We start from the raw sequence: 25,917 nt of genomic DNA on the forward strand, positions 1-25,917 counted from the left end.
CTGTTGCGATTCGTGCTGCCGTGTCGCTGATGCTGGGCGGGCTGTTGATGCTGTCGGCTCCTGCGCTGCACGCCGAAACCTGGCTGCTACGGGGTACGATCGGCCCGTATCCCGTCGTGCTGGAACTCAATACGTACGACGACCGCATGGACGGTACCTATTTTTACGAGAGATATCGGCAGGATATCCCGCTGCGTGGAGAGTCGACCGAAGAGGGATATCGACTAAGTTCGCCCCGCTACGACGACGACAAGGACAAGGCCGACTACTTCGTCCTCTCGCGCAATGGCGACAGTTTCAGCGGCAGTTTTCGTCACGGAAAGGGCCGGATGCTGCCTGTGGAGCTGACCCTTGTCGCGCCCGGCAACGTCCCGGAGCTGCGTCCGGACATCCCATTCGAACGGCCGTTGTCCGACTACGAGCGATTGCGGCTGGCAAACATTCGCCTGGTCCCGGGGAAGGAAGAAACAACCGGTAACGGCTATCGCATCCGCTGGGTTTCGGAGCCCCTGTCCGGAGTTTCCATGTTCCACGTCGTCGACGGCTATCCGAAGGCGGCCATGGTCCGTATCAACCGGATCATCGATCGGGACTTCTACACGAATGTCTCGCAGCACTTTTCGTGTCCGGACGGAAACGGCGGGTCCGGCGACGAGGGAACCGGGGTGACCAGCCTTTACCTCAACGAACGCCTCGTGAGCTATGCCGTTTCCAGCAGTTGGGGCTGCTACGGCAGTGCGCATCCCGACTTCGGCACCCGGGGCACTACGATCGACGCCACCACCGGGCGGGAACTTGCGCTCGAAGACGTCTACCGGCCGGGCAGCGACGGACGGCCGGTGCCGGATCCCGGTGAATCGTCCCGGTACCGCAATGACGTATTCGCACCCGCAGTGGCCGAACTGTTCCAGGGTTTGTACCCCGCGCGGATGAAGGACGGAGACTGCGACTATTCGGACCCGTCGGTTTGGGCCTTCCCCGCCTGGTACATGACCGACAATGGCCTGTACCTCGGTGCCTACTTTGCACGCGCGGCCCGTGCCTGCGACAGTCCGGACTGGTCCGTGGTCCCGTACAAGGTGCTGGAACGGAACAATCCCGCGCTGTTTGGACCCTAGTACCGCAAAGCAACGCCCGCCGACACGAACCCAAAGCACACGAGCCCCATGAGCGACCCAACCAACACCGCGCCCACCGACGAGAACCACCTGATCGCCGAGCGCCGCGCCAAACTCGCCGCGCTGCGCGCGCAGGGCATCGCGTTCCCCAACGACTTCCGTCGTGCGGACTACGCGCAGGACCTGCAGGATGCCTATGCGGATGCGGAGCGCTGGACCGGCGAGGCGCTGGAGGGCGAGGGCAGGCGCGTCGCGCTTGCCGGGCGCCTGCTGGCCAAGCGGGTGATGGGCAAGGCCGCGTTCGCGCAGGTGCAGGACGTGTCGGGACGGATCCAGCTGTTCCTGCAGAAGGGCGTGCTGGACGATGCCTACGACGCCTTCAAGGGCTGGGACGTGGGCGACATCGTCGCCGTCACCGGCACCCTGATGCGCACCAGGACCGGCGAGCTGTCGGTCAAGGCCGACACGCTGCGGCTGCTGGTCAAGTCGCTGCGGCCGCTGCCGGACAAGTGGCACGGGCTGGCGGACGTGGAGCAGCGCTATCGCCAGCGCTACGTCGACCTGATCGTGAGCCCCGAGGCGCGCGAGGTCTTCGTCAAGCGTTCGCAGATCATCGCCGCGATCCGTCGCTGGCTCGATGCGAGGCGCTTCCTCGAGGTCGAGACGCCGATGATGCATTACCTCGCAGGGGGCGCGACCGCGCGGCCGTTCACCACCCACCACAACGCGCTGGATCTGGACCTGTTCCTGCGCGTGGCGCCGGAGCTGTACCTCAAGCGGCTGGTCGTCGGCGGCTTCGAGCGGGTGTACGAGATCAACCGCAACTTCCGCAACGAGGGCGTGAGCACTCGGCACAATCCCGAGTTCACGATGCTCGAACTGTACGAGGCCTACGCCAGCTACGACGAGGTCATGGACCTGACCGAGTCGATGATCCGCGACGTCGCGCAGGAGGCCATGGGCACGACCGCGCTGGAATGGGACGGCAACGCGATCGACGTCGGCCCGCGCTTCCGCCGCTGGAAGCTGGAAGAGGCGGTGCGCGAGCTCAACCCGGAGATCAGCGTCGCCGACTGCCGCGACCGCGATGCGCTGGCCGCGCACTGCGCGCGGCTGAAGGTGCCGGTCAAGCCCGGCTACGGCTGGGGCAAGCTGCTGCTGGAGATCTTCGAGAAGACGGTCGAGGCCGGCTTGATCCAGCCAACCTTCATCACCCACTATCCGGTCGAGGTCTCGCCGCTGGCGCGCGAGTCCGACAGCGAGCCGGGCATCACCGACCGCTTTGAGCTGTTTATCGGCGGCAAGGAGATGGCGAACGGCTTCTCCGAGCTCAACGATCCCGAGGACCAGGCCGCGCGCTTCCGTGCCCAGGTCGAGGCCAAGGCCGGCGGCGACGACGAGGCCATGCATTTCGACGCCGACTACATCCGTGCGCTCGAGGTTGGCCTGCCGCCGACCGGCGGGCTGGGCGTGGGCATCGACCGGCTGGTGATGCTGCTGACCGGTTCGGCATCGATCCGCGACGTCCTGCTGTTCCCCTACATGCGGCCGGAAACCGCCGATTGAGGCGGCCGCGCGGCTGCCGGGTTGCCATCTGCCGCGGGATGACGCGCCGGGTCAATTCCTGACCCAACCCACTCGCCACGGGCGTCGCGCCACGCCGCGCGCCGCCCTGGATCGCCCCGCAAAGGGCGTGCCGACAGGGCACGGGACTTGCTTGCCCCATACCCACGGGCGAGTATTGCGCCCACAGGGGAACAGGCTCACAGAGAGGGCGCACGCCACGTGAACATCGTCATCGTCGACGACCAGACTTCAGCGCGCACCATGCTGCGCCACATCCTCGAGGACATCAGTCCCGAGCTGGACGTGCTCGACTTCGGCGATCCGCAGGATGCGCTGCGCTGGTGCGAGGACAACCGGCCAGACCTGTTGCTGCTCGACTACCGCATGCCGGTGATCGACGGACTGGAGTTCGCGCGCCGTTTCCGCCGCCCGCTGCTGCACCGCGATGTTCCGATCGTGCTGGTGACCGTGGTCGGCGACGAGCCGATCCGGCAGGCGGCGCTGGACGCCGGCGTGATCGACTTCCTGGTCAAGCCGGTGCGCCCGCGCGAACTGCGCGCCCGCTGCCGCAACCTGCTGCAGCTGCGCCAGCAGGCCGAGTCGGTGAAGCAGCGCGCCCTGTCGCTGGAACAGCGCCTGCTGTCGAGCATGCACGAGGTCGAGGAGCGCGAGCGCGAGACGCTCACCCGCCTGGCGCGGGCGATCGCCTACCGCGACGCCGGCACCAGCGCCAACCTCGAACGCTTGGCGCGCATTGCCGGCATGATTGCCGAGGAGATGGGGCTGTTCGAGGACGAGGTGCGGACGATCGAGCTGGCCGCGCCGCTGCATGACCTGGGCAAGATTGCGATCCCCGACGCGCTGCTGATGAAGCCGGGTCCGCTGACCGAGGAAGAGACCCGGCTGATGCGGCGGCACCCCGAGATCGGCCACGAACTGCTCAGCGGCAGCCAGAACCGCTTCATCCAGCTCAGCGCCATCATCGCGCTGCGCCACCAGGAGCGCTTCGACGGCAGCGGCTATCCCGATGGCCTGGTGGGTGAGGCGATCCCGCTCGAGGCGCGGATCGTGGCCGTTGCGGACGTGTTCGACGCGCTGATCTCGGTGCGTCCCTACAAGCGTGCGTGGAGTTTCGACGAGACGCTGGAGTACATGTCGCAGCAGGCCGGAAAGCTGTTCGACCCGCGCTGCGTCGACGCACTGCTGCAGAACCGCGAGCGCCTGATCGAGATCTGCGCGCGTTCCGGCCCCGCGCTGGCGCCGGCGGGACTTCAATAGGACGCCCGCCGCCATGATCGCACCGCTGCAGGCGCTGGCAACGCGCTTCGCCCATCGCCCCGACAGCGAGCACGGGCAGGCGATCACGCGGCTGGCCATGCTGGTGGTGGTGCTGGCCTACCTGCAGTTCGTCGTCAAGGGGCATCCGGGCGTCGAGCGCGGGCTTGCGCTGTCGCAGCTGTTCCTCGGGCTGGAGTTCGTGGTCGCCTTCGGCATCCTGGCGTGGATCGCGGTCCGCCCCGGCGTGTCGTACCCGCGGCGCGTTGTCGGCATGCTCGCCGACTACAGCCTGATGGGCGTGGGCATGTTCCTCATCGGCGACCTGCTGTCGCCGCTGTACGTCATCGTGCTCTGGGTCACCATCGGCAACGGCCTGCGCTACGGGCCGAGCTTCCTGTACACCGCGATCTGCTTCGCGGTGATCACGCACCTGGCCGTCATCCTCAACACCCCGTACTGGCAGGCCAACAGCTGGCTGGGCTGGGGGCTGCTGGCCGGACTGGTGGCCGTGCCGCTGTACCTGAGTTCGCTGCTCAGGGCGCTGGTACGCGCGACCGAAGCGGCCAAGGCTGCCAACGAGGCCAAGAGCCGCTTCCTGGCGAACATGAGCCACGAGCTGCGCACGCCGCTCAACGGCATCGTCGGCATGTCGCAGCTGCTCGCCACCACCTCGCTCACCGCCGAGCAGCGCGACAGCGCGCAGGTCATCCAGACCTCGGCGCGCGCACTGCAGCTGCTGGTCGACGACGTCCTCGACATTTCCGCGATCGAGGCCGGCAAGCTCAAGCGCACCGACGCCGATTTCTCGCTGTCCGACCTGGTGAAGAGCATCCACGTCATGCTGCTGCCCGGCGCGCAGGCCAGGGGCATCGCGTTCGACGTCGAGATCGCGCCCGACGTGCCCAACCTGCTGCACGGCGACAGCAACCACCTGCGCCAGATCCTGGTGAACCTGCTGTCGAACGCGATCAAGTTCACCGAGCGCGGCCGCGTCCACCTCGAGGTCACCCGGACAGGTCTCGTGGACGATGTCGCCGAACTGCGCTTCGTCGTGCAGGACACCGGCATCGGCATCCCGGAACCGGACCAGGCGCGGATCTTCAACGCGTTCGAACAGGTCGAGTCCGGGCGCGGCAGGCGTTTCGGCGGCACCGGCCTGGGCACCACCATCGCCAAGGCGCTGACCGAACTTCTGGATGGCCGCATCGGCATGGAAAGCCGTGCCGGGGCCGGCTCGCGCTTCTGGATCGACGTGCCGTTCCGGCTGTCCGAGCAGCAGGCCCAGGATTCGTCGGCGATGGCGAGCAACATCATCGCCTTCGCCGATCCATTCGTCCGCCACCGCGCCCGGGTACGCCCGCTGCGGATCCTGGTCGCCGACGACCAGTCCGCCAACCTGATGGTCATGCGCCGCCTGCTGGAGAAGGCCGGGCACCGCCCGCAGATCGTCGACGACGGCGAGGAAGTGCTGGTCGTGATCGAACACCAGACTTTCGATGCCGCGATCATCGACCTGCACATGCCCGGGATCAGCGGCGTGGAGATCATGAAACAGGCGCGCTTCATCGAGGCCGGGCGCCGGCGCACGCCGTTCATCGTGCTGACCGCCGACGCCACCGCCGACGCGCGGCTCGAATGCGAACGCGCCGGCGCGCACGCCTTCATGACCAAGCCGGTGATCGTCGAAAAGCTGCTGGAAAAGCTGGCCGAGATCGCCGAAGGCGCGGCACCGATGAAGGATGCCGCCCCGGCCGCGGCGCCCGCCATGGCCGACAAGAGCCTGATTTCGCAGCTCATCCTCGACGAGCTGCGCGAAATGGGACTGGGCGAGGAGTTCGTCCAGCGCTTCCTCGCCGAATGCGTGCGCGACGCGCGCAAGTGCCTGGCCGACCTGGAGCAGTCCGGCGGCAAGGCGGCATGGGAGGAGTTCCGCGACGCCTGCCATGCGCTCAAGGGCGCGGCCGGCAACATGGGCGCGGTCAGGCTCGCCGACAGCGCCTCGGAAGGCATGCGCATGTCGTCCGACCGGCTGGTCGCGGAGTGGAACGGTTTGCTCAACCTGCTGCGCCAGCAGCTGGAACAGGCCGCCGCCGCGCTGCGCGAGCGCGGCGACCTTGCATCGCCGGACGCCGGCTCCGAAGGCAGCTGAGCCGGCGGCAGGCGAGGGCGGTCAGCGCATCAGCGCGCTGCTTTCCGCCACGTCCGCGCTTTCTTCGGCGCCGGGACGCCGCAGCTGCGCGCGGACCAGCCGTTCCATGGTGCGCAACTGGCGTTCGCCCAGCTGCAGCGCGGTGTCCACCCAGATCCGGGTGATGCGCATCAGCTCGTCGTGGCTGACCGGATTGACGTCTTCGCGGACGCGATGCAGCGCCAGGCGCGCGGTGGCGATGCGGCGGTTCTGGCGCACCACCTCGTGCACGGCGCGCACGCCTTCGCCCTTGGGGACCAGCACGTCGACGATGCCCATGCGATGCAGTTCGTCGCTGCTGTACATCACGCCGTCGAGCATCATCCGCTCGGCCAGCTTCGGGCTGACGCGCCGCGACAGCAGCGAGTACGCGCCCATGCCGGGGAAGAGTCCGAACAGCACTTCCGGGAAGCCCATCTGCACGCCGCTCTCGGCAACGATGGTCTGACACGCGAGCGCCAGCTCGAAGCCGCCGCCGAGCGCGTCGCCGTCGACCAGCGCCACGGTGTGCGCGTTCGAATGCAGGCGCGAATGCAGCAGGTGGATGCTGTCGACGCATTCGGTGGCGTAGTGCAGCAGGCCCTCGCGATCGCGCGCGCGGATCAGCTGCAGGAACAGCGCGAGGTCGCCTCCCAGGTTGAACACGTGCGCATCGGAGGCCAGCACGATGTGGGCGATGTGGGTCTTGTCCACCTTCGACGCTTCCGCGTCGATGGCGTCGATGGCCTGCCGCGCGAACAGGCGCAGCTCGCGCAGCAGCTTCGGCGAGAAGCAGGCGCGGTAGTTGGGATTGGCGAACGCCTGCTGTCCATGCATGAAACACCAGTGCGAATCATTCGACTGGTCGTGTTCGATACGGATGGTGGAAAACGTGCTGTCGCGGTGCAGCGGTTCGACGTTGCGCATGGTGCAGGTCCCCTGAAACTGGCCACGAGCCGGCCGGGCTTACCGGCTGGCGGCCAAGCAAGGTTCTGAATCGCCCGAGTTGGGACCTCTATGCACCCAAAATGAACGAATCGCAAGCTAAAACGGCCGCAGGAGGTCATTTCCGGCGTTTTTCCGGCAACTTCGGTCGATATCCGGCCCGGCCGCGGCGAGACGCCGCCGCGTGCGACCGACGGCAATGCAGGACGTACAGCCCGTCCGGAGGGCTGGCCGGGCGACCCGGAATTACGCCGGCGGGGCCGCTTCCTCGCGCAGCTCGCGGCGCAGGATCTTGCCGACGTTGCTCTTGGGCAGTTCCTCGCGGAACTCCACGTAGCGCGGCTGCTTGTAGCCGGTAAGGTTGGCGCGCGCATGCGCCTTGACCTGGTCGGCGGTGAGCGACGGGTCCTTCTTCACGATCACCAGCTTGACCGCCTCGCCCGACTTCTCGTCCGGCACGCCGACCGCGGCGACCTCGAGCACGCCGGGCATCATCGCGACGACGTCCTCGACCTCGTTGGGGTACACGTTGAAACCGGACACCAGAATCATGTCCTTCTTGCGGTCGACGATGTAGAAGAAGCCGTCCTCGTCCATCTTCGCCATGTCGCCGGTGTGCAGCCAGCCGTCGGCGTCGATGACCTGCGCGGTTTCCGCCGGCCGGTTCCAGTAGCCCTTCATCACCTGCGGACCCTTGATGCACAGCTCGCCGACTTCGCCGGCTGGCAGCTGTGCGCCGTCCTCGCCCTTGACGCAGGCATCGGTGGACGGCACGGGCAGGCCGATCGAGCCGTTGTACTCGGCCAGGTCCATGGGGTTGATGCAGGCGGCGGGCGACGTCTCGGTCAGGCCGTAGGCCTCGACCAGGGTCACGCCGGTGACCTTCTTCCAGCGCTCGGCCACGGCGCGCTGCACGGCCATGCCGCCGCCGAGCGTGAGCCGAAGCCGGGAGAAATCGAGCTGGTCGAAGCCGGGCGTGTTGAGCAGGCCGTTGAACAGCGTGTTGACGCCGGTGATCGCGGTGAACGGGACCTTCGACAGCTCCTTGACGAAGCCGGGCATGTCGCGCGGATTGGTGATCAGGTAATTGAGCGCACCGACTTTCATGAAGACCAGACCGTTCGCCGTCAGCGAGAAGATGTGGTACAGCGGCAGCGCGGTGATGATGGTCTCGGCGCCTTCGTGCACCAGCTTGCTGACCCAGGCCGAGGCCTGCTGCATGTTCGCGACCAGGTTGCGGTGGGTGAGCATCGCGCCCTTGGCCACGCCGGTGGTGCCGCCGGTGTACTGCAGGAAGGCGATGTCGTCCTGGGAGATCGAGACCTCGGGCAGCTCGTGGCGCTGGCCGAGGGCGAGCACGTCCTTGAAGCGGACGGCGTCCGCGATGTCGTAGTCCGGCACCATCTTCTTCACGTACTTGAGCACGAAGTTGACGATCGCGCCCTTGGGGAAGCCGAGCAGGTCGCCCAGCCCGGTGGTGATGACCTGCGTGACCGCCGTGCCGTCGAGGGCCTGCTGCACCGTGGTACCGAAGTTGTCGAGCACGAGGATGACGGTCGCACCCGAGTCGACGAGCTGGTGCTTGAGCTCGCGCGGCGTGTACATGGGATTGACGTTCACCACCGTCAGGCCGGCGCGCAGGATGCCGAAGGTGGCGATCGGGTACTGCAGGCAGTTGGGCATCATGATCGCGACGCGATCGCCCTTCTTGAGCTTCAGTTCGCCCAGCAGGTACGCGGCGAACTGGCGGCTGAGCGCGTCGATCTGCGCGTAGGTGAGCGTCTTGCCCATGTTGGCGAAGGCCGGGCGGTCCCTGTACTTGCGGATCGATCCTTCCAGCACGGCGGGGATCGAGGAGAACTCGTCGACGTCGATTTCGGCCGGGATGCCGGCGGGGTAATGGGCCAGCCAGGGACGTTCGATCGTCATGTCGCTCTCTCTCCGATGTTCCATTGCCGACCGCGACCATGCGGGCGTGCCTTGATCGATTGGAGCATAGGCTCTAGGCCCCCGCAAGGCGGCGTGCGGGTCCGTATGGACAGCTGTCGCAGTGGCCCGCAAACGGGTAGGCTGGATCGCTTGGGGCAGGAACGTCAGTGATGATGCCGATGCAGGGGATCCGGCCATGCAACGCCGCTCGCGGGCTCCGATGGCTGCCCGCCCTGGGCGTCCTGCTCGCTGTGCTGGTGCTCGCCGCGGGCTGCCGCCGCGAGTCCGCCGAGCAGGCGTTGCGACGGGACGTTGCCTCGCTGCAGGCGGCAATCGAAGCGCGCGACGCGGGGGCGGTGGCGAAGTTCCTGGCCGACGACTTCATTGGCGACGACGGACTCGACCGCGATGGCGCGCGCCGCCTGGCAGCGATCCATTTCATGCGCAACGCCAGCGTCGGCGTCACTACGGGCCCGCTCGACATCCGCCTGCAGGGCGATGATCACGCCACCGTCCGCACGACGGTGGTGCTGACGGGCGGGAGCGGAAGGCTGCTCCCGGACAGCGGACGCGTGCACGCGGTCACCCTGGGCTGGCGTCGCGAGGGCGGTGATTGGCGCGTGACCAGCCTGTCGCGGGAATCCCCGTAGCGAACCCGCGGCGGGGCAGGGCGTCCGCTGCGGAGCGGGATCGCCTGCGTCGGTGATCCGCCCAACAGGAAAAGGCGACCCGAAGGCCGCCCTTTCCGCTGTTGCCGCGGGCCGGGCTTGCGCCCGTCCCGGAGCCGGTGTCAGGCCTTCTTCGCCGCCAGCTGGCGCAGCACGTACTGCAGCAGGCCGCCGTGGCGGAAGTACTCGACTTCCTTCGGCGTCAGCAGCATCACGTGGACCTCGAACGACTTGCTGCTGCCGTCCGCGCCGGTGGCCACGACCGTGGCCGTCTTCGACGCACCGTCCTGCAGGCCGGTGATGTCGAACGTCTCCGAGCCGTCCAGGCCCAGCGACTGCGCGTTCTCGCCGTCCTTGAACTGCAGCGGCAGCACGCCCATGCCGACCAGGTTGGAGCGGTGGATGCGCTCGAAGCTCTCGGCGATCACCGCCTTGACGCCCAGCAGGATCGTGCCCTTGGCCGCCCAGTCGCGCGACGAGCCGGTGCCGTATTCCTTGCCGGCGATGACCACCAGCGGCGTACCGTCGGCCTTGTACTTCATGGCCGCGTCGTAGATCGCCATCTTCTCCGGCGGCTGCGCGCCGAAGTACAGGGTGTTGCCGCCTTCCTCGCCACCGAAGAACTGGTTCTTGATGCGGATGTTGGCAAACGTGCCGCGCACCATCACGTCGTCGTTGCCGCGGCGCGAGCCGTAGCTGTTGAAGTCGGCCGGCTGCACGCCGCGCTCCTGCAGGAAGCGGCCCGCGGGCGAATCCTGCTTGATGTTGCCGGCCGGAGAGATGTGGTCGGTGGTGATCGAGTCGCCGAACAGGCCGAGCACGCGCGCACCGTGGATGTCGTCGATGTCGCCGACGTCCATCGTCATGCCGTCGAAGTAGGGCGGGTTCTTGATGTAGGTCGAGGCCTCGTCCCACTGGTAGGCCAGGGTGTCGGGCGACTGGATGTCGTTCCAGCGGCTGTCGCCCTTGAACACGTCGGCGTAGTTCTGCGCGAACAGCTCCGGGCCGACGGTCGCGGCGATCATGTCGCCGATTTCCTTGTTGGTCGGCCAGATGTCGCGCAGGTAGACCGGATTGCCGTCCGGATCGTGCCCGATCGGATCGTTGGTGAGGTCGATGTCGATGGTGCCGGCGATCGCGTAGGCGACCACCAGCGGCGGCGAGGCGAGGTAGTTCATCTTCACCTCGGCGTGGATGCGGCCCTCGAAGTTGCGGTTGCCCGAGAGCACCGCAGCCACCGCGAGATCGTTCTCGGCAATGCCCTTGGAGACCGCTTCGGGCAGCGGGCCGGAGTTGCCGATGCAGGTGGTGCAGCCGTAGCCGACCACGTAGAAGCCGAGCTTCTCCAGGTCGTCCATCAGCCCGGCCTTCTTCAGGTAGTCGGTGACCACCAGCGAGCCCGGCCCGAGCGAGGTCTTGACCCACGGCGCGGCCTTCAGGCCCTTGGCCGCGGCGTTGCGCGCCAGCAGGCCGGCGCCCAGCATCACCGCCGGGTTGGACGTGTTCGTGCAGGAGGTGATCGCGGCGATCACGACTGAACCATCGGTCAGCTCGTGATCCTCTTCCTGCAGGCGGATCTTCGAGATCGGCTTGGCGGCGAGGCGCTGCGCCTGCGGCTGGTCGCCGCCCTCGGCGTCGAGTTCGTGCACCGCGCAGCCGACGCCGTTCTTGCGGCCCCGGGTCATGCCGCCGACGTTTTCCTCGAAATTCTTCTTCATGTCGCTCAGCAACACGCGGTCCTGCGGGCGCTTCGGACCGGCGAGCGAGGGCTGCACGGTGGACAGGTCGAGCTCCAGCGTGGCCGAGTACTCGGCGTGCGGGGAGTCCGGCTCGTGCCACAGGCCCTGCGCCTTGGCATAGGCTTCGACCAGCGCGATCTGCTCGTCGCTGCGGCCGGACAGGTGCAGGTAGCGGATCGATTCGGCGTCGACCGGGAAGATGCCGCAGGTCGCGCCGTACTCGGGCGCCATGTTGGCGATCGTGGCGCGGTCGGCCAGCGGCAGGTGCTGCAGGCCGTCGCCGTGGAATTCGACGAACTTGCCGACCACGCCGTGCTTGCGCAGCATCTGGGTGACGGTGAGCACCAGGTCGGTGGCGGTGGCGCCTTCGGGCAGCTTGCCGGTGAGGCGGAAGCCGACGACCTGCGGGATCAGCATCGACGAGGGCTGGCCCAGCATCGCGGCCTCGGCCTCGATGCCGCCCACGCCCCAGCCGAGCACGCCGATGCCGTTGATCATGGTGGTGTGCGAGTCGGTGCCGAACACGGTGTCCGGGAACGCCCAGCTTTCGCCGTCGAGCTCGCGCTCCATGACCACGCGGGCCAGGTTCTCCAGGTTCACCTGGTGGACGATGCCGGTGTTGGGCGGCACCACCTTGAAGTTCTCGAACGCCTTCTGGCCCCAGCGCAGGAAGCCGTAGCGCTCCTTGTTGCGTTCGAACTCGATCTTGCCGTTGAGGTCCAGCGCGTCCGGGCGGCCGAACACGTCGACCTGCACCGAGTGGTCGATCACCAGCTCGGAGGGGATCAGCGGGTTGATCTGGTCCGGCTGGCCGCCGAGCCTGGTCACCGCGTCGCGCATCGCGGCCAGGTCGACCACGCAGGGCACGCCGGTGAAGTCCTGCAGCACCACGCGCGCGGGCATGAAGGCGATTTCGGTGGCCGGCTCGGCCTTCGGGTCCCACTTGGCGACGGCCTCGATGTGCTCCTTGCCGACGGTCATGCCGCCGTCCTCGTTGCGCAGCAGGTTCTCCAGCAGGATCTTCATCGAGAAGGGCAGGCGGGCGATGTCGAACTTTTCGCCCAGCTTCGGCAGGCTGGCGTAGGTGTAGGACTTGCCGTTGACGTCCAGGCGGGCGCGGGTGGCGAAGGAATCGCTCATGGGGCGAATACTCCTGTGGCTGGGGGCGGAGGACCCTGGCGGTTGGGCCGGCGGGGGCTGGGAATCAGCACAGTATGACGGATTGAGTATGATTTTTGAAGTATGTATGCTCCGTCCATACTTCAGATCCGGAAGGAGGTGCCCATGGAAGCGACGGTAGCCGAGCGCGGCCAGATCACCCTGCCCAAGGCGGTGCGCGACGCGCTGGGCCTGAGCAAGGGCACCATTCTCAAGGTCGAACTCGATGGTGGCCGCATCATCCTGCGCAAGAGCGTCGACGATGCGATCTCGCGCGCGCGCGGGCGCTTCAAGCTCGACGGTTTCGCCGACACCCGCGAGGCCATGACCACAATCCGCGGGCGCGGCCCCGGGGATGCGCCCGAAGGGCGGGGCGGCGAATGATCGCGATCGACACCCCCGCGCTGGTCGACCTGCTGGCCGACGGTCCGGATGCCGACGCGGTGGAACTGTGCCTGCGCCAGTGCCTGGGCAGTGGTCCGGTGGTGGTCTGCGATGTGGTGCTGGCCGAGCTGTGCAGCGCGCTCAAGGACGGCTCCGAGGCGCTGGCCGCGCTCGAGGAGATGAGCATCCGCTATCTGCCTACCGAGGCCAAGTCGGCGCTGCGTGCCGGCGAGATGCAGCGCCGGCACCGCCAGCGCGAAGGTGGCGGCCTGCGCGCGGTCCCGGATTTCCTGACCGGCGCGCACGCGCTGATGCAGTGCAACGGCCTGATCACGCGCGACGCGCGCTTTTACCGTGACTACTTCAAGGGGCTGAAGCTGGTGGTCCCGGCGGCATAGGGAGGGGTTTCTTCCGGGCGTGGGAGGCGGGGCCTATCCCAGCCGGCTCTGGCTCTCGACCGCCGCGGCCATCTGCCTGCGCGCAATGAGGAAGTCGAGCAGGCTGCCGCCCATCTGCCGCCAAAGCACCGCCGAGCGCAGCGCGGCCAGCAACAGGGCGCGGATTTCCGAGACGATGTCGCTCTGGCCGAGGTAGTGCGGGTTGCCCTGCACCATCACCTTGGGCCGCAGGTTGCTGATCGTGTCCGAGTACAGCTTGCCCAGCGCGGTGAGCACGTCCGGGTGGCTGCTGCCCAGGCGTTCGGCCAGCGGCTGCGTCGCGACGATGCCGTCATGGACCTGCCGGGCCATCGCGTCGTCGCGCACGAAGCGGCGTTCGATCTGCAGCACCGCCAGGGCGAGCCGGGGCAGGGCTTCGTCCTTGTTCCGGCTGCCCAGGTAGTCGCGCAGCAGCAGCAGGCCCGGGCGCAGGTCGCCCGCGCCGCCGTAGACGGCTTCCGGCGACTCGGCATCGATGCGGAACACGCTGTCGAGCGCGGTCGCCAGCACCGAGGCATCGGCCTGGCCGGTGTCGGCGATGCGCCGCACCTGCTTCAGCGCCTGCATCAGGCCGGCGAGGGCGAGGACCCGTTCTTGCATCATTCCGCAGTGCTCCCGGCAATCGTGCCGTTGTGGTGGCGCCGCGGTTCCAGCGGCGCATCGGTGGCGGCGATCACGGCGCCGCCCAGGCAATGGTCGCCATCGTAAAGCACCAGCGATTGCCCGGGCGTCACCGCGCGCTGCGGCTGTGCGAAGCGCACGTGCAGGCTGCCGTCGTCGCGCACCCGCACGTCGCAGGCCTGCGCCTGCTGGCGGTAGCGCGTCTGCGCGCTGCACGCGAACGCAGCCGCGGGTGGCGCACCGTCGATCCAGTGCGCGGCTTCGGTCCAGGTGTTGTCCGAAAGCAGGTAACGGCTGTCGCTGCCCTGGTCGACGACCAGCACGTTGCGTCCGACGTCCTTGTCGACCACGTACCACGGCGCCGCCGCGAACCCGCGCAGGCCGCCGATCTGCAGCCCCTCGCGCTGGCCGAGGGTGAAATAGAACACGCCCGGATGGGTGCCGACCACGCGCCCGTCCGGCGTCTGCATTTCGCCGGGGCGGGCGGGCAGGTAGCGCGACAGGAACTCGCGGAAGTCGCGCTCGCCGATGAAGCAGATGCCGGTGGAGTCCTTCTTCGCCGCGGTCGGCAGCCCGGCCTCGGCCGCCATGCGGCGCACGTCGGCCTTGGGCAGCTCGCCGAGCGGAAACAGGGTGGCCGCCAGCTGTTCCTGCCCGAGCTGGTGCAGGAAGTAGCTCTGGTCCTTGCCGCCGTCGCGTGCACGCAGCAGGCGCCAGCGGCCGTTCGCCCGGTCGATGCGGGCGTAGTGGCCGGTGGCGATGCGTTCGGCGCCGAGCTCGCGGGCGGCGTCAAGGAAGTGCTTGAACTTGATCTCGCGGTTGCACAGCACGTCCGGGTTGGGCGTGCGCCCGGCGGCGTATTCGGCGAGGAAGTGCTCGAACACCCCGGCCCAGTATTCGCCGGAAAAATCGCGGAAGTGAATCGGGATGCCGAGCCGGCCGCAGACCGCCACGGCGTCGCGGCGGTCGTCCTCGGCGCGGCAGTCGCCGCTGCCGTCGTCGGCCCAGTTCTGCATGAACAGGCCGGCGATCGGTTCGCCGGCGTCGCGCAGCAGCAGGGCGGCGACCGAGGAGTCGACGCCGCCGGACATGCCCACCATCACCCGTGCGATCACGGCGCGTCGTCCCGCGGGATTGCCGGGAAGCCATCGAAAGCGCTCCCGCCCGGCGCGGACCGCAGCAGCGACAGCGGATACCGCTGCCCGGCGAGGAAGTCTTCCACCACCTGCCACACCAGCGGGCTGCGGTGGCGGTCGCGTCCGGCCCGCAGTTCGGCGGGCGTCAGCCACAGCGCGCGCACGATGCCATCATCGAGCGGGCGGGCAGGGTCGTGGCGCTCGGGTTCGGCCGCGAAGGCCAGGCGCAGGTAGTGGCGGCCGGCACCGCCGTCGGCCTGGACCGGTGCCTGCCACTGGTAGAAGCCGATGAAGCCGGTCAGGCGGACGTCCCAGCCCGTTTCCTCGCGGGTTTCGCGCAGCGCGGCGTGTTCGAGGCTTTCGTCCGGCTCCAGGTGCCCGGCCGGCTGGTTGATCACCAGGCGGCCGTTGCTGCGTTCCTCGACGCACAGCAGGCGGCCGCCGTCGACCACGACGGTGGCGACGGTGACGTCTGGCTGCCAGAAGCGGTTTTCGCGGGGCGACATGCGGCCATTGTCGACTGCGTGCGCCGCACGCGTCCACGCCGGCGGCATCGGCGGTCGTATAAAATCGCGGGATGGGCAACGAGCACGAACAGGATCGAGACCACGGCGTCGCCGTGGAGACCAGCCGTCCGGAAGTGGCGCGGCCGCCGCTGTATTCCGTCCTGCTGCTGAACGACGACTACACGCCGATGGATTTCGTGGTCGACGTGCTGACCCGCTTCTTCGGCATGGGCATCGACAAGGCCACCCAGGTCATGTTGCACGTCCACACCCGCGGCCGCGGCGTTTGCGGGGTGTTCACGCGCGAGGTGGCCGAATCGAAGGTGGCCCAGGTCAACGAGTACTCCCGGCTCAACCAGCATCCACTGCTTTGCACGATGGAGAAGGCGTGACCGGACCGGGAGCACCGGCGGAACACTGAATCCCGGCCTCGCACGGTTCCAAGGCAACTTGCGGGGCGGGCCGGATCAACCTACAAAGACCGGCAAGGACGCCATGGCGGGTAGATGGAAAAACCCGCGGCCATCCCCATCTCGGTCGTAGTGATTTCCGGAGGCTCCCGCCCCATGTTCAGCAAGGATCTCGAATACACCATCGGCCAGTGCTACAAGCACGCCCGCGAGGCGCGCGACGAGTACATGACGGTCGAACACCTGTTGCTCGCACTGCTCGACAATCCGTCCGCCGAAGCGGTACTCAAGTCCACCGGCGCCGACTTCGAACGCCTGCGCAGCGACCTCGAGCAGGCCATCGCCAGTTCCGTCACGCGCCTGCCCGAGGACGATGTCCGCGACACCCAGCCCACGCTCGGCTTCCAGCGCGTGCTGCAGCGTGCCGTCTACCACGTCCAGTCGTCCGGCAAGAAGGAGGTCACCGGCGCCAACGTGCTGGTGGCGATCTTCGGCGAGAAGGACTCGCACGCGGTCTACTACCTCAACCAGCAGGACGTCTCCCGCCTGGACGTGGTGAACTACCTCTCGCACGGCATCTCCAAGTCGCAGCTTGACGAGCTGCACGACAGCCAGGACGCCGCCCAGGGCGAGATGGAAGGCGAGCCCGGCAAGGGCGGCGGCGACCCGCTCGTGGAGTTCGCCACCAACCTCAACGCGTTGGCCGAGGAGGGCAGGATCGACCCGCTGGTCGGCCGCAGCGAGGAGGTCGAGCGCACCATCCAGGTCCTGTGCCGCCGGCGCAAGAACAACCCGCTCTACGTCGGCGAGGCGGGCGTGGGCAAGACCGCGCTGGCCGAGGGGCTGGCGCGACGCATCGTCGAGGGCGAGGTGCCCGAGGTGCTGAGGACGGCAGTGATCTATTCGCTGGACCTGGGCGCGCTGGTTGCCGGGACCAAGTACCGCGGCGACTTCGAGAAGCGCCTGAAGTCCGTGCTGGCGGCGCTGAAGAAGGTGCCCGACGCGGTGCTGTTCATCGACGAGATCCACACCATCATCGGCGCCGGCTCGGCCAGCGGCGGCACGATGGACGCCAGCAACATGATCAAGCCCGCGCTGGCCTCGGGCGAGCTGCGCTGCATCGGCTCGACCACGTTCCAGGAATACCGCGGCATCTTCGAGAAGGACCACGCGCTGGCGCGGCGCTTCCAGAAAGTCGACATCGTCGAACCCACGGTGGGCGAGGCGGTCGAGATCCTGCGCGGCCTGCGCAACCGCTACCAGGAGCACCACGACGTGCGCTACAGCGACGAGGCCCTGCAGGCGGCCGTGGACCTGTCGGTCAAGCACATCGGCGACCGCCTGCTGCCGGACAAGGCCATCGACGTGATCGACGAGGCCGGCGCCCGGCAGCGGCTGCTGCCCGACGACGAGCGCCACGAGCTGATCGACGTCGAGCAGATCGAGCTGATCGTGGCCAAGATGGCGCGCATCCCGGCCAAGCAGGTCAGCGCCTCCGACAAGGACGTGCTCGAGCACCTGGAGCGCAACCTGAAGATGGTGATCTTCGGCCAGGATCCGGCGATCGAGTCGCTGACCTCGGCGATCAAGCTGGCCCGCTCGGGCCTGGCCAACCCGGACAAGCCGATCGGCAACTTCCTGTTCGCCGGTCCCACCGGCGTGGGCAAGACCGAGGTGACCAAGCAGCTCGCGCTGCAGCTGGGCATCGAGCTGGTGCGCTTCGACATGAGTGAATACATGGAGTCGCATTCGGTCAGCCGCCTGATCGGCGCGCCGCCGGGCTACGTCGGTTTCGACCAGGGCGGTCTGCTGACCGAGAAGATCGTCAAGACCCCGCACTGCGTGCTGCTGCTCGACGAGGTGGAGAAGGCGCACCCGGACATCTTCAACATCCTGCTGCAGGTCATGGACCGCGGCATCCTCACCGACACCAACGGCCGCGAAGCCAATTTCCGCAACGTGATCCTGGTGATGACCACCAACGCCGGCGCGGCGCAGGCCTCGCGGCGCACGATCGGTTTCACCACCCAGGACCACAGCACGGACGCGATGGAGGTGATCCGCAAGGGATTCAGCCCGGAGTTCCGCAACCGGCTGGACGCGATCGTGCAGTTCCAGGCGCTGGGCTTCGAGCACATCCTGCGGGTGGTGGACAAGTTTCTGATCGAGCTGGAAGCCCAGCTGCACGAGAAGGGCGTGACCCTGTCGACCACGCCGGCCGCGCGCGACTGGCTGGCCCAGCACGGCTTCGATCCGCTGATGGGCGCGCGCCCGATGTCGCGCCTGCTGCAGGACAAGATCAAGCGTCCGCTGGCCGACGAACTCCTGTTCGGCAAGCTGGTCCACGGCGGCCGGGTCGGCGTGGACGCGGTCGACGGCGAGATCGTCCTCGATGTGCAGTCGGAGCCTGAGAAGCTGCTGCCGGCGACGGTGGAGTAGCCGCCCGGAGCGGTGCGCGGCCGGCCGGTCGCGCACCATCGCCAGGGACCAGACACGGAAAAGGCGGCCTTCGGGCCGCCTTTCTTGATCCGGGTTGCCGCCTCAGCGGTGCCGGTAGGTGATCCGCCCCTTGGTCAGGTCGTAAGGCGTCATTTCCACCTTGACCCGGTCGCCGGTGAGGATGCGGATGTAGTTCTTGCGCATGCGCCCGGAGATGTGGGCGATGATCTCGTGGCCGTTCTCCAGCTTCACCCGGAACATGGTGTTCGGGAGGGTTTCGGAGACCGTGCCTTCAAATTCAATGACGTCGTCTTTCGCCATGCGTCCTGGACTGCTGTACGTGGATTCCGGACGCGTTGAGCGGCCGAACAAGCCGCGTATTCTGCCACGGCCGGGGCCGGCACGCAAAATTTCCGTTAACGGGCAACCTGGGAGGCAACCGCGGACGCGGCGAGGTCGCGGGCCGGCAGGTGGTCGAAACGCGCCGTCCAGGGTCCCGGCGGGCCGGGTTGCCGGCACAGCGCCTCGACGGTGGCGACGAAACGTTCGCGCGGCCAGGATTCGGCGCCCAGCCGCAGCAGGTGGGCGTTCTCGACCTGCGCGTCGAGCAGCGGCCATTCCCACTGCCGCAGCCGGTGGGCGAGGGCGGCCAGCGCCACCTTGGAGCCGCCGCTCGCGGACGAGAACATGCTCTCGCCGAAGAACATCCGGCCGATGGCGACCCCGTACAGGCCGCCGACGAGCGCATCGCCGTCGAACACTTCCACGCTGTGGGCATGCCCCAAGCCATGCAGGGCGACGTAGGCGTTGCGCATGTCCGTCGTGATCCACGTGCCGCGCTGGCCGGCGCGGGGAGCGCTGGCGCAGGCGTCGATCACGTCCGCGAAGGCGGTATCGGCGCGCACCTCCCAGCGGCTGCCGCGAAGGCTGCGCCGGAAGCGGGACGACAGGTGCACGGCATCGGTGCGGAACACCGTGCGCGGGTCCGGCGACCACCACAGGATCGGCTGGCCTTCCGAGTACCAGGGGAAGATCCCGTGCGTGTAGGCATCGAGCAGTCGCGCGGGCGACAGGTCGCCGCCGGCGGCCAGCAGGCCATCGGGTTCGCGCAGGGCGCGGGAGACCGGCGGGAACGGCGCACCCGGATCGTCGCCCAGCCAGGCGGGCAGTTCGATGCTCATCGGGTCCATTGTAGGAGCGACGGAAGCCGCGGGCTTTTCGCCGGCATCCTGATGAATCCCGGAAAGGCTCGCGGCTTCCGCCGCTCCTACGATGACGCCCGGAACGGCGAGTGGCTGGCCAACGCCGCCGCGTGGCGATCGATATCCATCGATTCCTCCCCGCACCATGCACGCAGGGCCTGCGCGAAGGCCGGATCCGAGATCCAGTGCCGGCTGCGCACGCGCGCGGGCAGGAAGCCGCGGGCGATCTTGTGCACGCCCTGCGCCCCCGGCTCGAACGTCGTCAACCCCTCGCGCAGGCAGTACTCGATGCCCTGGTAGTAGCAGGTCTCGAAGTGCAGGCCCGGCACTTCCCGGAACGCACCCCAGTAGCGCCCGTACAGCGTGTCGCCGCCGCGCAGGCACAGGGCGCCGGCGATGGGGTCGCCGTCCTGGTCGGCCAGGAACAGCACCAGGCTGCGTGGCATCTCCGCGGCGAGATGGCGGACGAAGTCGAGGCTGATCGCCGGGTGGTTGCCGTACTCGGCAAAGGTCTGCAGGTACAGCGCGTGGATCGCCTGCAGGTCGGCCCCGGTCGCCTCGTCGCCGTGCACGATGCGGAACCCGACGCCGGCCCGCGCCACCTTCGCGCGCTCCTGGCGGATGTTCTTGCGGTGCTTGTGGTCCATCGCGGCGAGGAAGTCGTCGAAGTCGCGCCAGCCGCGGTCGTTGTGCCAGTGGTACTGCAGGTCGGTGCGCGACAACCATCCGGATCCGAACGCATCGGCTTCTTCGTGCAGGTGGAAGTTCACGTGCGCCGACGACAGCCCTTCGTCGCTGGCCACGGCGACCATCGCCTCGAGCAACGCCCGCCGCGCCGCGTCATCGCGCGCAAGCAGCCGCGGCCCGGTCACGGGCGAGTAGGGCACCGCGCACAGGAGCTTCGGGAAGTAGTCCTGCCCGTAGCGCACATAGGCGTGCGCCCAGGCGTGGTCGAACACGAATTCGCCGTGCGAGTTGTTCTTGAGGTAGCCGGGCGCGGCGGCGGCCAGCCGCTCGCCGTCCCACAGCGTCAGGTGATGCGGCGTCCAGCCCCACTCCGGGCGGATGCAGTCGTGGCGTTCGAGGCCTTCGAGGAAGGCGTGGGCGACGAAGGGATTGCGGCCATCGTGCAGCGCATCCCACGCGGCGGCGGGGACGTCGGCCAGTCGATCGAGGATGCGGATGTTGCTCAACAAAGCGCCTCCATCGTCCGGGCATTCACTGCAGGAGCGGCTTCAGCCGCGAGCTTCTTCGTTCAACCACGCGGCGCCATTGGGCAAAAGCTTGCGGCTGAAGCCGCCCCTGCATGGGCACGGTATGTCCGCCGGCGTCGCCGCTACTCGCCCTTGTCCAGGAACCGCTCCGCGTCCAGCGCCGCCATGCAGCCGAAACCGGCCGAGGTGATCGCCTGCCGGTAGTGCTGGTCGGCCACGTCGCCGGCGGCGAACACGCCCTTGACCGAGGTTTCGGTCGCGCCGCCGCCCAGGCCCGAGCGGATCTCCAGGTAGCCGTTGTTCATCGCAAGCTGGCCTTCGAACAGCGAGGTGTTGGGCGTGTGCCCGATGGCGACGAAGAACCCGTGCACGTCGATCTCGCGGGTGCTGTCGTCCTGCACCGACTTCACGCGCAGCCCGGTCACGCCGGCGTCGTTGCCCAGCACTTCATCGACGACGTGGTGCCAGACCGGTTCGATCTTGCCGGCCTGGATCTTGGCCTGCAGCTTGTCCTGCATGATCTTTTCCGCGCGCAGGGTGTCGCGGCGGTGCACCAGGTAGACCTTGCGCGCGATGTTGGACAGGTACAGCGCTTCCTCGACCGCGGTGTTGCCGCCGCCGACCACGGCCACGTCCTGTTCCTTGTAGAAGAAGCCGTCGCAGGTTGCGCAGGCCGACACGCCGCGGCCCTTGAACGCCTCTTCCGACGGCAGCCCCAGGTACTTGGCCGTGGCGCCGGTGGCGATGACCAGCGCGTCGCAGGTGTAGTCGCCGTTGTCGCCCTTGAGGCGGAACGGGCGCTGCGACAGGTCCGCGGTATGGATGTGGTCGAAGATGGTTTCGGTTTCGAAGCGCTCGGCATGCGCCTGCATACGCGCCATCAGGTCCGGGCCCATCAGGCCGTGGGCGTCGCCGGGCCAGTTGTCGACCTCGGTGGTGGTCATCAGCTGGCCGCCCATCTGCAGGCCGGTGACGACCACGGGCTTGAGGTTGGCGCGCGCCGCGTAGACGGCGGCGGTCCAGCCGGCGGGACCGGAACCGAGGATCAGCAGGCGGCAGTGCTTGGAAGTGCTCATGTATACTCGCGGATGGAATGAAACGCGCCTGGAAAGCGGCAGGAATACCGCGCTCCGGGCGACGTTGCGGGACCATTAGCTTGGCGACCGCAACGCCGCTTATCAAGGTGCGCCGGCAGACCTGAGCGTGCCGCCATGCGTTGCATTGCCGCCACGCGAGAACGAATCCCCAGCCCGCACATCACTGTGCGGGCTTTCACCATGTCGGGCCTGCGGGTTTGGTGCCTGCGGCCGTGAATCCGGAGAGTAGCGATGCGTATCGGCGTACCCAGGGAAACCAAGACACTTGAAGGCCGCGTCGCGCTGGTGCCGGCGGCGGCGGGCGACCTCGTCAAGCGCGGCCACGAGGTGTGGCTGGAGAAGGACGCGGGCGTGAAGTCCGGTTTCAGGGACGACGACTACACCGCGCTGGGCGTGAAGATCGCCCCCGACGCGGCCGCGCTGTACGAAAAGGGCGAGATGATCGTCAAGGTCAAGGAGCCGATCGCCGGCGACCTGCAGCACCTGCGCCAGGACCACCTGCTGTTCTGCTACCTGCACCTGGCTGCCGAGCCCGCGCTGACGAAGCAGCTGCTCGACATCGGCCTGACCGGCGTCGCCTTCGAGACCGTCGAGCTGCCCAACGGCGACCTGCCGCTGCTGGCGCCGATGTCGATCGTGGCCGGCAAGATCGGCGTCCAGGTCGGCACCCACCTGCTGCACCAGCCCATGGGCGGCAAGGGCAAGCTGCTCGGCGGCCTGCCGTCGACCGAGCGCGGCAACGTGGTGGTGTTCGGCGCGGGCAAGGCCGGCGGCGCGTCCGCCGCGCTGGCCGCCTCGGCCGGCGCCAACGTCACCGTGTTCGAAATGCGCCAGGACCGCATGGACGAAATGATGCGCCTGGGCAACAACGTCACCGCGCTGTACCCGTACCACGACGTGGTCGCGCGCGCCGTAGCCGCCGCCGACCTGGTGGTCGGTGCGGTGCTGGTCACCGGCGCCAGGGCCCCGCACGTGGTGACCCGCGAGATGCTCCGCGACATGGAGGACGGCAGCGTGCTGGTCGACATCGCCATCGACCAGGGCGGCTGCTTCGAGACCTCGCGCCCGACCAACTGGAAGGAGCCGACCTACGTGGAGGAGGGCGTGACCCACTTCTGCGTGACCAACATGCCCGGCGCGGTGCCGCAGACGTCCTCGCAGGCGATCTGCGCGGCGATCCTGCCGTGGGTCAACAAGCTGGCGGCCGGCGGCGAGTGGCGTGGCAACCAGGCGCTGGTGCGCGGCATCAACGTCGAGGGCGGCAAGCTGGTGCATCCCGCACTCGAGGGGATGGCCCTCTAGCCGGACCGCTGCCGCCCCGACTGTCTCGTGGGAGCGGCCATGGCCGCGATTGGCCCCGATCCGGGTCGCGGCCGCGGCCACTCCCGCCAATCGGGAAGGCCGCCTGCAAGGGTCCCGGCAACCCCCGGCAGTGGTCGCGCCCGGGTAATTGTGCGTAGAATCATTCGATTGCAGGGTTTTCTTAAGGTCTGACCGCACGGTGGCACGCCCGATCACGGAACGCAGCAAGCGACAGCGCGCTGGCGCGGCGAAGGACGCCGCGAAAGCGCCGAACCCGCGTCGCCAACGCCTCTGGCGCGACATCGCGCTGATCCTGATCGCGCCGCTGCTGCTGTACCTGCTGGCCAGCCTGCTGTCGTTCTCGCCCGGCGACCCGGGCTGGTCGAATTCGGGCAGCGTGACCGGGCCGCTGCACAACGTCGGCGGCCCGATCGGCGCGATGCTCGCGGATGTACTGCTGGGCCTCACCGGCTACGTCGCGTTTTTGCTGCCGGTGATGCTGGGCGCGGTCGCCTGGATCGCGCTGTTCGGCATGGACAGCGACGGCGACGGACAGGCCGACCTGGGGCCTGCCTTGCGCCTGGTCGGTATCGTCGGCTTCCTGGTCTCGTCCACCGGCCTGCTGTACCTGCGCGTGGGCAACGTCGAGAATTTTTCGGCCGGCGCCGGCGGCATCCTCGGCCGGCTGGTCGGCAATTCACTCTACGGCGGCTTCGGGCCGGTCGGCGGCAACCTGTTCCTGCTCGCGCTGCTGCTGGTGTCGGTGACGCTGGCCACGGGCCTGTCCTGGCTGGCGGTCATGGATCGCATCGGCCAGTGGGCATTGAAACTGCCGGCGCTGTTCCGCCGCGGCAGCCAGCAGGCGGCCGAGTGGCAGGAGGCGCGGGCCTACCGCGAGGAGCGCACCGAGACGCGCAAGATCGAGACCGAACTGCGCGCCAAGCGCGAGAAGGTGAAGATCGAACCACCACCGGCGCAGGTGGTGGAAAAGAGCGACCGCGCCAAGCGCGAACAGCAGATCCCGCTGTTCCACGTCGGCGACGGCACCGGCATCCCGCCGCTGGCCCTGCTCGACGATCCCAAGCCGCAGCCCAAGGGCTACGACGAGGACACGCTGGAAACCCTGTCGCGGCAGATCGAATTCAAGCTCAAGGATTTCCGCATCGAGGCGCAGGTCGTCGGCGCCTATCCGGGACCGGTGATTACCCGCTTCGAGATCGAGCCGGCGCCGGGCATCAAGGTCAGCCAGATCAGTTCGCTGGACAAGGACATCGCGCGTGGCCTGTCGGTGAAGTCGGTGCGCGTGGTCGACGTGATCCCGGGCAAGTCGGTGATCGGCCTGGAAACGCCGAACACGCACCGCGAGATGATCTATCTCAGCGAACTGCTGCGCTCGAAGGAATACGACAAGGCCGCCAGCCCGCTGACGCTCGCACTGGGCAAGGACATCGCCGGCCGCCCGACGGTCGCCGATCTCGCGCGCATGCCGCACCTGCTGGTCGCCGGCACCACCGGCTCGGGCAAGTCGGTGGCGGTCAACGCGATGGTGCTGTCGCTGCTGTACAAGGCTTCCGCCCAGGACGTGCGGATGCTGATGATCGACCCGAAGATGCTGGAGCTGTCCGTCTACCAGGGCATCCCGCACCTGCTGGCGCCGGTGGTCACCGACATGAAGGAGGCCGCCAACGGCCTGCGCTGGTGCGTGGCCGAGATGGAGCGCCGCTACAAGCTGATGAGCGCGGTCGGCGTGCGCAACCTGGCCGGCTTCAACAAGAAGGTCAAGGACGCGCAGGACAGCGGGCAGCCGCTGCTGGACCCGCTGTTCAAGCCCAACCCCGAGTCGGACGAAGTCGCGCAGCCGCTCGAAACCCTGCCTTTCATCGTCGTGATCATCGACGAGTTCGCCGACATGATGATGATCGTCGGCAAGAAGGTGGAAGAGCTGATCGCCCGCCTGGCGCAGAAGGCGCGCGCGGCCGGCATCCACCTGGTGCTGGCGACGCAGCGGCCGTCGGTGGACGTCATCACCGGCCTGATCAAGGCCAACATTCCCACGCGCATCGCGTTCCAGGTGTCGAGCAAGATCGACTCGCGCACCATCCTCGACCAGTCCGGGGCGGAAACGCTGCTCGGCCACGGCGACATGCTCTACCTGCCGCCGGGCACTGCGCTGCCCGAGCGCGTGCACGGTGCGTTCGTGTCGGACGAGGAAGTGCACCGCGTGGTCGAGCACCTCAAGCAGAGCGGCGGCGGCCCGGACTACATCGAAGGCGTGCTGGAGGAAGTGCAGACGATGGGCGACGGCGTCGTCGTCGGCGCCACCGGCCTGCCGGAAGCCAGCAGCAGCGGCGACGAGAGCGACCCGCTGTACGACGAAGCCGTGCGCATCGTCACCGAAACCCGGCGCGCGTCGATCTCCGGCGTGCAGCGACGGCTGAAGATCGGCTACAACCGCGCGGCGCGGCTGGTCGAGGCGATGGAGGCCGCGGGCGTGGTGTCGCCGCCCGAGCACAACGGCGACCGCGCCGTGCTGGCGCCCCCGCCGCCCAAGTAAGCCATCGCCCTTCTCGCCCTTGCAGGAGCGGCTTCAGCCGCGAGCTT

At 68.2% G+C, this 25,917-nt stretch carries 21 protein-coding genes; 11 read left to right on the forward strand and 10 right to left on the reverse strand.

What is annotated here, in order from left to right; genetic code table 11:
• The first annotated feature begins 20 nt into the window (after window positions 1-20).
• From ABD679_RS04835 to ABD679_RS04850, 4 genes are all read left to right on the forward strand, one after another.
• Window positions 21-1,118 carry a hypothetical protein gene (locus ABD679_RS04835; RefSeq protein ID WP_344758837.1) on the forward strand — a complete coding sequence of 366 codons (1,098 nt, stop codon included), beginning with the start codon at window positions 21-23 and terminating at the stop codon, window positions 1,116-1,118.
• A 48-nt stretch (window positions 1,119-1,166) separates the two neighbouring features.
• The gene (gene lysS / locus ABD679_RS04840; RefSeq protein ID WP_344758838.1) at window positions 1,167-2,684 is read left to right on the forward strand and encodes a lysine--tRNA ligase; all 1,518 of its coding nucleotides are present in this window, start codon (window positions 1,167-1,169) and stop codon (window positions 2,682-2,684) included.
• A 219-nt stretch (window positions 2,685-2,903) separates the two neighbouring features.
• Complete coding sequence (locus tag ABD679_RS04845) at window positions 2,904-3,962, forward strand: HD domain-containing phosphohydrolase (RefSeq protein WP_344758839.1); 1,059 nt, start codon at window positions 2,904-2,906, stop codon at window positions 3,960-3,962.
• A gap of 13 nt (window positions 3,963-3,975) precedes the next feature.
• Complete coding sequence (locus tag ABD679_RS04850; RefSeq protein ID WP_344758840.1) at window positions 3,976-6,111, forward strand: ATP-binding protein; 2,136 nt, start codon at window positions 3,976-3,978, stop codon at window positions 6,109-6,111.
• 21 nt (window positions 6,112-6,132) lie between these two features.
• Here ABD679_RS04850 and ABD679_RS04855 read toward each other — a convergent pair whose 3' ends face one another.
• Both ABD679_RS04855 and ABD679_RS04860 read right to left on the reverse strand, forming a co-directional pair.
• Window positions 6,133-7,056 (reverse strand): crotonase/enoyl-CoA hydratase family protein, encoded by a 924-nt coding sequence (locus ABD679_RS04855; RefSeq protein WP_344758841.1) that lies wholly within the window; start codon window positions 7,054-7,056, stop codon window positions 6,133-6,135.
• Between the two features lie 264 nt (window positions 7,057-7,320).
• Complete coding sequence (locus ABD679_RS04860; RefSeq protein ID WP_344758842.1) at window positions 7,321-9,003, reverse strand: long-chain fatty acid--CoA ligase; 1,683 nt, start codon at window positions 9,001-9,003, stop codon at window positions 7,321-7,323.
• Window positions 9,004-9,173: 170 nt separating this feature from the next.
• On the opposite strand from ABD679_RS04860, the gene ABD679_RS04865 reads away from it, so the two are divergent.
• Window positions 9,174-9,653: a nuclear transport factor 2 family protein gene (locus ABD679_RS04865; protein WP_344758843.1), complete on the forward strand. Its 480-nt coding sequence runs from the start codon at window positions 9,174-9,176 to the stop codon at window positions 9,651-9,653.
• Window positions 9,654-9,793: 140 nt separating this feature from the next.
• On the opposite strand, the gene acnA is transcribed toward ABD679_RS04865, so the two are convergent.
• Window positions 9,794-12,550 carry an aconitate hydratase AcnA gene (gene acnA, locus ABD679_RS04870; protein ID WP_344758844.1) on the reverse strand — a complete coding sequence of 919 codons (2,757 nt, stop codon included), beginning with the start codon at window positions 12,548-12,550 and terminating at the stop codon, window positions 9,794-9,796.
• A 144-nt stretch (window positions 12,551-12,694) separates the two neighbouring features.
• On the opposite strand from acnA, the gene ABD679_RS04875 reads away from it, so the two are divergent.
• The gene (locus tag ABD679_RS04875; protein WP_344758845.1) at window positions 12,695-12,952 is read left to right on the forward strand and encodes an AbrB/MazE/SpoVT family DNA-binding domain-containing protein; all 258 of its coding nucleotides are present in this window, start codon (window positions 12,695-12,697) and stop codon (window positions 12,950-12,952) included.
• Window positions 12,949-13,350, forward strand: coding sequence for a type II toxin-antitoxin system VapC family toxin (locus ABD679_RS04880; RefSeq protein ID WP_344758846.1), 402 nt, complete (start codon window positions 12,949-12,951; stop codon window positions 13,348-13,350). Before ABD679_RS04875 ends, ABD679_RS04880 begins: the two co-directional genes overlap by 4 nt.
• Before the next feature lie 33 nt (window positions 13,351-13,383).
• On the opposite strand, the gene hflD is transcribed toward ABD679_RS04880, so the two are convergent.
• Genes hflD through ABD679_RS04895 form a run of 3 tightly spaced genes read right to left on the reverse strand, consistent with a single transcriptional unit; the run spans window position 13,384 to window position 15,652 of the window.
• A complete protein-coding gene (hflD, locus tag ABD679_RS04885; RefSeq protein ID WP_344759129.1) occupies window positions 13,384-13,989 on the reverse strand; it encodes a high frequency lysogenization protein HflD in 606 nt (201 codons plus the stop codon).
• Entirely contained in the window at window positions 13,989-15,110 is a 1,122-nt protein-coding gene (gene mnmA / locus ABD679_RS04890) for a tRNA 2-thiouridine(34) synthase MnmA (protein ID WP_344759130.1), read from the reverse strand. Before mnmA ends, hflD begins: the two co-directional genes overlap by 1 nt.
• Window positions 15,111-15,121: 11 nt before the next feature.
• Window positions 15,122-15,652, reverse strand: a complete 531-nt coding sequence (locus ABD679_RS04895; RefSeq protein ID WP_344758847.1) for an NUDIX hydrolase — start codon at window positions 15,650-15,652, stop codon at window positions 15,122-15,124.
• A 71-nt stretch (window positions 15,653-15,723) separates the two neighbouring features.
• Between ABD679_RS04895 and clpS the strand changes: the two genes are divergently transcribed.
• Together clpS and clpA are read left to right on the forward strand one after the other, a co-directional pair.
• On the forward strand, window positions 15,724-16,044 hold the full coding sequence (gene clpS, locus ABD679_RS04900) for an ATP-dependent Clp protease adapter ClpS (protein WP_344758848.1): 321 nt from the start codon (window positions 15,724-15,726) through the stop codon (window positions 16,042-16,044).
• 174 nt (window positions 16,045-16,218) lie between these two features.
• On the forward strand, window positions 16,219-18,501 hold the full coding sequence (gene clpA, locus ABD679_RS04905) for an ATP-dependent Clp protease ATP-binding subunit ClpA (RefSeq protein WP_344758849.1): 2,283 nt from the start codon (window positions 16,219-16,221) through the stop codon (window positions 18,499-18,501).
• A gap of 102 nt (window positions 18,502-18,603) precedes the next feature.
• Here the strand turns inward: clpA and infA are convergent, their stop codons facing one another.
• The 4 genes from infA to trxB all read right to left on the reverse strand — a co-directional run bounded on the left by infA (window position 18,604) and on the right by trxB (window position 21,993).
• On the reverse strand, window positions 18,604-18,822 hold the full coding sequence (infA, locus tag ABD679_RS04910) for a translation initiation factor IF-1 (RefSeq protein ID WP_240126213.1): 219 nt from the start codon (window positions 18,820-18,822) through the stop codon (window positions 18,604-18,606).
• Between the two features lie 95 nt (window positions 18,823-18,917).
• Window positions 18,918-19,682 carry a leucyl/phenylalanyl-tRNA--protein transferase gene (gene aat, locus ABD679_RS04915; RefSeq protein WP_344758850.1) on the reverse strand — a complete coding sequence of 255 codons (765 nt, stop codon included), beginning with the start codon at window positions 19,680-19,682 and terminating at the stop codon, window positions 18,918-18,920.
• Between the two features lie 86 nt (window positions 19,683-19,768).
• A complete protein-coding gene (locus ABD679_RS04920) occupies window positions 19,769-20,896 on the reverse strand; it encodes a GNAT family N-acetyltransferase (protein ID WP_344758851.1) in 1,128 nt (375 codons plus the stop codon).
• A gap of 143 nt (window positions 20,897-21,039) precedes the next feature.
• Window positions 21,040-21,993 carry a thioredoxin-disulfide reductase gene (trxB, locus tag ABD679_RS04925; RefSeq protein ID WP_344758852.1) on the reverse strand — a complete coding sequence of 318 codons (954 nt, stop codon included), beginning with the start codon at window positions 21,991-21,993 and terminating at the stop codon, window positions 21,040-21,042.
• 252 nt (window positions 21,994-22,245) lie between these two features.
• Between trxB and ABD679_RS04930 the strand changes: the two genes are divergently transcribed.
• Window positions 22,246-23,316, forward strand: a complete 1,071-nt coding sequence (locus tag ABD679_RS04930) for an alanine dehydrogenase (RefSeq protein ID WP_344758853.1) — start codon at window positions 22,246-22,248, stop codon at window positions 23,314-23,316.
• Between the two features lie 199 nt (window positions 23,317-23,515).
• Window positions 23,516-25,870 carry a DNA translocase FtsK gene (locus ABD679_RS04935; protein ID WP_344758854.1) on the forward strand — a complete coding sequence of 785 codons (2,355 nt, stop codon included), beginning with the start codon at window positions 23,516-23,518 and terminating at the stop codon, window positions 25,868-25,870.
• The last annotated feature ends 47 nt before the right edge of the window (window positions 25,871-25,917 follow it).

The sequence above is a fragment of the Luteimonas lutimaris genome (assembly GCF_039537065.1).
Classification (GTDB): Bacteria; Pseudomonadota; Gammaproteobacteria; order Xanthomonadales; family Xanthomonadaceae; genus Luteimonas; species Luteimonas lutimaris.